The following is a 7,471-nucleotide window of genomic DNA, read 5'->3' as shown; positions in this document are numbered from 1 at the left end:
CCCTCTACTCGTCACAGGGAAAACCATGAAAATCAGAGCCATCGTCGCCGCTTCGGCGCTATTTTGTTCCGCATCGTATGCCGCCTTACCCGAAACGGTCACAGTCGGAACCGACGGGTCGTATGTGCCGTTCGCACAGGTCAACGCTGACGGTTCTCTCGGCGGCTTCGAGGTGGATGTTGTAAGAAATCTCTGTGAACGCGCAAAAGTCAAATGCGTCTTCACCAACCAGAGCTTTGACGCGCTTATCCCTTCCCTGCAAAGCCACAAGATTGACATCATCTCCGGGTGGCTGTTGAAGACGCCAACCCGCGAGCGGGTTGTTGCATTCTCTAACACCTACGCAATAGTCAACAACCGCTTCATTGCGAAGAAGGGCTCGAACATCACGATTAGTCCGGAAGGCCTGAAGGGCAAGACAATCGCAATCGAGGGTGGTAGCGCGCAAGACAGCTTCCTGACCAAGACCTACGGAAATACTGTAAATATCAAGCGATACACCGGTCAGGGCGACCCGTTTCTCGATTTGAAGAACGGTCGCGTCGACCTGACTTTTGGATACACGGTACAGACCGACGAAGCGTTCCTGAAGCTCGGCGATAACAGCAAGAACTTTGAGTACATTGGCCCTTCCTTCACGGGCTCGAACGACCCGACTCTCGGCGCTGGCGTAGGCCTCGGCTTCCGCAAGGACGAAAGTGAGCTGAGAGAGGCTTTCAATCGCGCTATCGCCGCAGCCAAGGCCGATGGGACCTTCACCAAGGTGAGCATGAAGTACTTCGGGCATGACATCACCGCGGCTCGGTAGACCACATCGAAGTCGTTCACACGTTAGGGAGCTGAGGCCCGACCAGGGCCTCTCTGACCGTATCAATCGGTTCAAACACGAAGCGAGACAACTATGTTCTCTGACTACGTTGCGATGGTGCTAAACGGAGCTTGGTTGACACTTGGTCTTGCCGCGAGCGCTCTTGCCTGTTCCATTGCTTTCGGTATGGTGGCAACAACATTCAAAGTGTCTAACTCTCGCGCTCTGCATCGGGTCGTGGACGGTTACACACAGGTCGTGCGAGGCATCCCGGACCTGGTTCTCATGCTGATTGTTTTTTACGGCATACCCGATGTCATTACCTCACTTGGCTCGCTGTTCGGCAAGAGCTGGCAATTGAACGTTCCTGCCTTCGTCGCGGGTTCATTGGCGCTTGGTTTCATCTTCGGCGCCTACATGGCTGAAACCTTCCGAGGTGCTTTGCTCGCCATCCCGGTGGGACAGATTGAGGCAGCCACGGCATTTGGGATGACCCCAACGCAAGTCTGGACTCTTGTCCGGCTGCCTCAGATGGTTCGCTACGCGTTGCCAGGCTTCACTAACAACTGGCTGACGCTGGTTAAAGGGACGGCAGTCGTGTCCGTCATCGGCCTGCAGGACGTCACTTTCCGAGCGAAATACGCCGCCCAGGCTACACACGAAGACTTTGCTTTCTACATCGTCTCGCTGCTGGTGTACCTGGCTCTGTCGGCCGTGTCACTTCTCGGGTTGAGGCGCGTCTCCACACGATACCGCATTGGCGCTGCCAGCGGCGCTCGATAATCAGCGGGAAGCAACCATGAACTGGCAAATCGTCGCTGAAAACTGGCAGATGTTCGCCTCTGGGCTGGCCACCACAATTGTTCTGCTGTTGGGGGCCATTGTGATTGGGCTGCTGACTGCCATTCCCCTCTCGTTGATGCGGGTTTCAAAAAGTCGCTGGCTGTCCTGGCCTGTCGCTTCCTTGACCTTCGTCATTCGAGGCGCACCGGTGGTGATATTGCTCTACCTCGTCTACTTTGGTCTTGGCCAGCTTGAACTCGTGCGAGAAAGCTTCCTGGGTCCCGTTCTCGCTAACGCCACCCTTTGTGCAGTGATTGCGCTTGGCATCAGCACGGCCGGCTACACCGCCGAAATCTTTGCTGGATGCATCCAGGACCTGCCTCATGGAGAGATTGAGGCGGCGGTGAGCTTCGGTATGCCTCGCATGAAGATTTATCGGTATGTTCTGGTACCGGCCATGTTTCGTCGCGCGCTACCGCAATACGCGAATGAAATCATCCTCCTTCTCCACGCGACCTCACTCGTCAGCCTTATCACTGTCATTGATCTCACGGGCGCCGCTCGAGCGGTGAGTGCGCTTTTTTACATTTCCTTCGAACCCTATCTAACAATTGGCGCGATTTATCTCGTACTTTCGATGGCCACGCAACGCGTCTTCAAGAACCTTGAGCGTCGATTCCTTCGCCACCTTCGCCCGCGCGAAGCGAACCAGGCCGCGGCAGCACCGTCAATTCCCGCTAACGTAAGAGAGAGCACCCATGAGCAAACTCTCGGTTGAAAACCTTCATAAGAAGTTTGGAACTCACGAGGTCCTGAAGGGAATTTCTCTCGAAGCCAGCACCGGCGACGTCATCAGCCTTATAGGCTCGAGCGGGTCCGGGAAAAGTACGCTTCTGCGCTGCATGAACCTGCTGGAAGCGCCGACAGAGGGGCGAATCTTCTCCAGCCGCGAAGAACTTAAACTGAGCCGCGGCAGATGCGGAAACCTGGTTGCATCGGACCTCCGACAGCTCGAGCGCATTCGGTCGAAACTGGCGATGGTGTTCCAGAGCTTCAACCTGTGGGCACATATGACGGTCCTGCAGAACGTGATGTTGGCGCCTGTGCATGTTCAAGGACTTTCGAAGGAAGAGGCTAATGAACGTGCCGAGCACTATCTCCAGCAAGTGGGCCTCTACGAACGTCGAGACTACTACCCAGCACACCTTTCGGGTGGCCAGCAGCAGCGTGCCGCGATAGCAAGAGCACTTGCCGTCGAGCCAGACGTCATGCTCTTCGATGAGCCGACGTCGGCGCTTGACCCCGAGCTGATTGGAGAGGTGCTGCGCGTGATGCAAAAGCTTGCAACGGACGGACGCACGATGATAGTGGTGACGCATGAAATGGGGTTCGCACGAAATGTGTCGAACCACACAATCTTCTTGCACCAGGGCCGAATCGAAGAGGAGGGAGACCCTGCTGAAATCCTCGACCGGCCGGCGAGCCCGCGCCTTCAACAGTTTTTGGCTGGCTCGCGCAAGTGAGAGGCCTTCTCGATTTCACTGCACTAACCAAACCCAATTCCCAAAGGAGATGTGATGTCTGCAGAGAAGCAGTTGTCTTTTGAAGTCGTTCGGCAGGGAGCAAGCGAATCTATCAACGTTCCCATCAAGCGTCTGGTGGTCGCCGGATGGACCGGACGAGACCAGGCAGCCGTGCGTCACCACATTGAGGAGCTTGCCGAACGGGGCGTGAAGGCTCCGGAGACGACGCCAGTCTTTTACCGCGTCTCAGCAGCTCGGCTTACCCGCGCCGAAGTAATCGACGTACCTGGTCGGGGAAATTCCGGTGAGGTTGAATTCGTTCTTTTCCAGCACGACGGCGAACTTTATGTCTCCGTCGGCTCTGACCATACCGAGAACGACGTCGAGGCTTACGGCGTAACGGTCGCGAAGCAAATGTGCGACAAGCCGGTGGCAACCAAGGCGTGGCCCTTCAGCGAGGTTGCGCCTCACTGGGACCAGATTCATCTCCGTGCGTGGGTCGTCGATAACGGTGAGCGGACGTTGTACCAGCATGGCCAGGTTTCGGCCATGCTCGACCCAGCTGTGCTTCTCGATGGGCTGGCTGAATGTGAGGAAGCGTTCTCCGATGGCACCTTGATGTACAACGGTACCTTCGACGTCATCGGGTCGATTCGATTCGCCCGGCGCCTGGAAGTTGAGATGTATGACCCCGTGCTTGAACGTTCAATCACGCATGGGTATAACATCGAAACGCTGCCGCTCAGAGGCTAAGCGATACGCGTCTGAACTGCAATCACGCCACAACGTCTTGCGCCTGCAAGTGAGCCAAAAATGAAGCCACACATCTATTTCAACAGCAATATCGATTCTCCGGAAGAGTGGAAGGCGGCACTTTCTCAACACTTTCCAGATATGAAGTACTCGGTCGGCGAGGTCTGCGAAGAACCGGATTCAGTGGATGTCGCACTGGTTTGGAAACTTCCGAACCGCGGACTGTCCGACTTCAAGAATCTGAAGGCTGTTCTTTCGCTTGGTGCTGGAATCAATCAACTCGACCCCGACAAGTTGCCAAAGAACGTTCCGCTGGCGCGGCTCGTCGATGATTCGCTCACTCAGACCATGATTGAGTACGCTAAGGCAGCAACCTTCCGCTATCACCGAAAATTCCACCTTTTTGAGAGACAATCGCGGGAAGCACAGTGGGCCTTCCTCCCACCAACGCTTGCGCAGGCGACGTCTGTCGGTGTCCTAGGGCTTGGCGAGCTCGGCGGGGCAATTGCGAAGGCCCTGGCAGGAGAGGGATTCGAAGTGTTGGGTTGGAGCCGAACGCAGAAAGACGTATTCGGAGTTGCAACCTACTCCGGCAAAGAAGTTCTGTCCGACATGCTGGCAAACTCGGACATCATCATCAACGTGCTCCCGCTGACGGAAGACACTCGGTCTATCCTCAATCGTAATTTCTTCGCTCAGTGCAAACGAGGTGCTTGCATCATAAACATGGGGCGCGGACATCATCTGGTGGACGCAGACCTTCTCGCCGCTATTGACGCAGGGCAGATTCAAGCAGCGACGCTGGACGTAGCCACGGTCGAACCGCTCCCCCCCGCTCATCCGTTCTGGGGACATCCCGCTATCTTGATGACCCCTCACGTGGCAGGTATATCGACACCGGAAACTGCGTCAATTGCAGTCGCGCAGAATATACGGCGTGCAATCAAAGGCGAGCCGCTCGCGCAACAGGTCGACCTTTCTCGGGGCTACTAGACTGCTGCCTTGAGAGGGCATTGAGCTTTCGCAATCACTATGCCGTTTAGAGGCGACATTGAGCACTCGATACCAATGTCGCCTCTGCTTCAGAGAACTGAAGCGTCGACTCCGGATTCAGCGAGATAAACCGCCCGCAAATCGTCAACAAAGGCTTGTGTTACATCCGTTCGGCGAGGCGCCTTCCGGGTCGCCATGTGAAACATTACGTCATGCGAAAGCAGCTGCTTGCTTGGAGCGCGAAGCAAACCTTGCTTCACATAGGGTTCCGCGTAGTGATTCGGCAGGTAGCCGATATACTTCCCTGACATGATTAAAAGCGCCGCCGCTTCCATGTTCTCAGCCAAAGGACCGGCCGTTACGCCCGGGTTGCAGGAAAAATAGTTTGCTTCGGGTACCGGATATCTCCGATGGACCCAAACCAAATCGGTTAGCTCGGCTTCTGTCGCATTACATCGTCCGAACAACGGATGACCGGTGCCACAATATGCCGTCTGCTTCTCCATGAATAGCGGTACGTATTCCAGCAACGGAGCTCGGTGCCAGAAATATCCGATTGCCACATCTATGGCTCCGGAAAATACCTCCTGTTCAATCTCGCCCGGCGACTTAACAATCACTGAGAGATGGACAGCCTGGTCGCGTCCAAGAAACCGCTGAATCGCTTGGCTCAACAGGGCATTCTGTTTCAGTTCGGCATGACCAATGATGCATATGGTCAGGTTACCAACCAGCTTTTTGTCTAGATTCCGCGACTCAGTCGAAAAGTTGTCGATTGCATCAAGAAGCTTGCGAGCCGACTCAGCGAAGCGCTCACCACGGCCGGTCAAGGAGAAACCACTGCGCCCACGCTCACAAAGGCGAAATCCTAATCGAGTTTCCAAAGTGGTCAATTGAGAACTGATTGCTGGCTGACTAACATTCAACGTAACTTGCGCAGCGGTCACGCCCCGCGCGTCTACAACGGCCAGGAATGTGCGAATCAAGCGAAGGTCGAGGTCCGAGACGTTCGATATCATGGGTTTAGGTTCTTACAGCTTACTGCTGCTGTCTTCGATTCGAGACAGGTGGCCCTCGTTCAGAGGAAGGTCGCTTCGGCGATTGGCTCTGGCGTCAGCGTGGGCGCCGCAAAAGACGTTCTAGCAAGTCCGTCTTCATCCGGGAGACAGCGCTCCGTTGGTCGTGAGAAAAAACCCGCTGGAAGCGACTTGAAGGGTTTCCCTGACTGTTGCCCAGCGCGGCTTCATAGGCACAAACTGTCAGGTCATCGTCAGTGCAACGCGAAGTTTCAATCACATCGAGAAGCAAACTTGTGATGGGCGAGTAAGACGGTAGACGACACATGAATCCTCCAGGGAGGGTGCCTTGACTATTAAGCGTGGACTCAACGTAAGGCCTTTTCCAGAACTCGGCCTTCTACATCCAGTTCCACGCTTCCATAATTTACCTCGCCAAAAAAAGAAGCCATCTTCGGTCGTGCACATTATGTGGCGCATCCCTCAGACTGCGATGCTGTACTGCGAATTCGGGTGCAATTTATCGGCATCACCGCTGCGAACGAGCACGCACGTGAGGTACAGGACCGGCATCGAGAATCTAAGATTAGACCGAGGCCGCTTCGACCAGCAAGTCGTTGTCGGACGCACACGGTAGTCACTTTGAGGCGTCCCGACGAAGCGCACGTCGAATTTCTGCAGAGCCGGCAAATGACGTGGCTGGCAGCTTAGCGAACAGCGTCGACGTAGCTAGTCTAGACAGAGGAACAGGTGTTCTGCACTTATCCCAGATTCGTTTATAGTTATTAGACCGGGCGCGTCCTGTTAAACCGGGGGGGCAATCGTGAAGCGAGCCGTCGTATGGGCCGTTGCCGTCGCTCTGTTTTCGGCGGCACGCGCCGAGACCGTTCTAGAAACTCTTGCGCAAACCTGACCTGCCCCGGGTTTAGTCTGATGTACTTTTATGCCGTTGGCAACCGCGATCGAGGGCCATCTTGCGCTTTACCGTGACCCTGAGTCGTGCGCGACATGGAGAGAGCGCAGCGGCTGCGCAATCGCTCGCTTTCAAGTTATCCAATCGGAAAAAGGCAATAGACCTGCATATGACAATGTATGCTCGCCCAGCTGTAAGGGATGTTTGTCGAGTTGACGGAAGAGAGTGTGACCGATTTCGAAACGGGGAGTGAAAGATGAGCAGGGTGCTCGAGACCCAACGCAGCGCGGCAGAGGAGCCGGAGCGCAAGGCGACGCCGCACACAGCTGTACTCGACCCGGAACGCCGCAAGGACACCGGCCTTAAGTCGGGCCTGATTGCGGAGAAGGATGCTCTGTACATGGCGCACTACCAAGGCACTGTATTCCACGGACACTCATGGCTGCCTTCCCTGCGCCTCGGCACTTTTATGACGCAACAGTCTCGGCCGCCTTCACACATTGATCGCACCCTGATACTCGGCAGTATCGCCGAGCTCATCTTGAGTAGCCAGATTACATGAAGACCCGTGCGCCTCAGGCATAGAAGCAAAAAAGCCCCTCAGGCTTCCATCGCGAGGGGCTTCCTTTCCAGTGGTCCGGTTTAGAGAGCGGCGTCCTTCAGCTTCTTCAGCGGGCGTATT

The 7,471-nt window shown here is 55.6% G+C and carries 8 protein-coding genes; 7 read left to right on the top strand and 1 reads right to left on the bottom strand.

What is annotated here, in order from left to right; all coding sequences use genetic code 11:
- The 6 genes from P0D89_RS49800 to P0D89_RS49775 form a co-directional block, all read left to right on the top strand.
- On the top strand, positions 1–808 hold an 808-nt coding region (locus P0D89_RS49800; protein WP_408379192.1), incomplete at its 5' end, for a transporter substrate-binding domain-containing protein.
- A gap of 93 nt (positions 809–901) precedes the next feature.
- A complete protein-coding gene (locus P0D89_RS49795) occupies positions 902–1,591 on the top strand; it encodes an ABC transporter permease (RefSeq protein ID WP_408362393.1) in 690 nt (229 codons plus the stop codon).
- Positions 1,592–1,607: 16 nt separating this feature from the next.
- Complete coding sequence (locus P0D89_RS49790) at positions 1,608–2,369, top strand: ABC transporter permease (protein ID WP_408362394.1); 762 nt, start codon at positions 1,608–1,610, stop codon at positions 2,367–2,369.
- Positions 2,350–3,114 carry an ABC transporter ATP-binding protein gene (locus tag P0D89_RS49785; RefSeq protein WP_408362395.1) on the top strand — a complete coding sequence of 255 codons (765 nt, stop codon included), beginning with the start codon at positions 2,350–2,352 and terminating at the stop codon, positions 3,112–3,114. Before P0D89_RS49790 ends, P0D89_RS49785 begins: the two co-directional genes overlap by 20 nt.
- 54 nt (positions 3,115–3,168) lie before the next feature.
- Positions 3,169–3,867, top strand: a complete 699-nt coding sequence (locus P0D89_RS49780; protein WP_408379190.1) for a DUF2848 domain-containing protein — start codon at positions 3,169–3,171, stop codon at positions 3,865–3,867.
- 60 nt (positions 3,868–3,927) lie between these two features.
- On the top strand, positions 3,928–4,860 hold the full coding sequence (locus P0D89_RS49775; RefSeq protein ID WP_408362397.1) for a 2-hydroxyacid dehydrogenase: 933 nt from the start codon (positions 3,928–3,930) through the stop codon (positions 4,858–4,860).
- Positions 4,861–4,949: 89 nt separating this feature from the next.
- Here P0D89_RS49775 and P0D89_RS49770 read toward each other — a convergent pair whose 3' ends face one another.
- On the bottom strand, positions 4,950–5,879 hold the full coding sequence (locus P0D89_RS49770; protein ID WP_408362398.1) for a LysR family transcriptional regulator: 930 nt from the start codon (positions 5,877–5,879) through the stop codon (positions 4,950–4,952).
- A 1,166-nt stretch (positions 5,880–7,045) separates the two neighbouring features.
- On the opposite strand from P0D89_RS49770, the gene P0D89_RS49765 reads away from it, so the two are divergent.
- The gene (locus P0D89_RS49765; protein WP_408362399.1) at positions 7,046–7,351 is read left to right on the top strand and encodes a hypothetical protein; all 306 of its coding nucleotides are present in this window, start codon (positions 7,046–7,048) and stop codon (positions 7,349–7,351) included.
- The last annotated feature ends 120 nt before the right edge of the window (positions 7,352–7,471 follow it).

Source organism: Paraburkholderia sp. RL18-085-BIA-A (genome assembly GCF_046027075.1).
In the GTDB taxonomy this organism is placed as follows: Bacteria; Pseudomonadota; Gammaproteobacteria; order Burkholderiales; family Burkholderiaceae; genus Paraburkholderia.
This window is presented reverse-complemented; position numbering and strand designations above follow the sequence as displayed.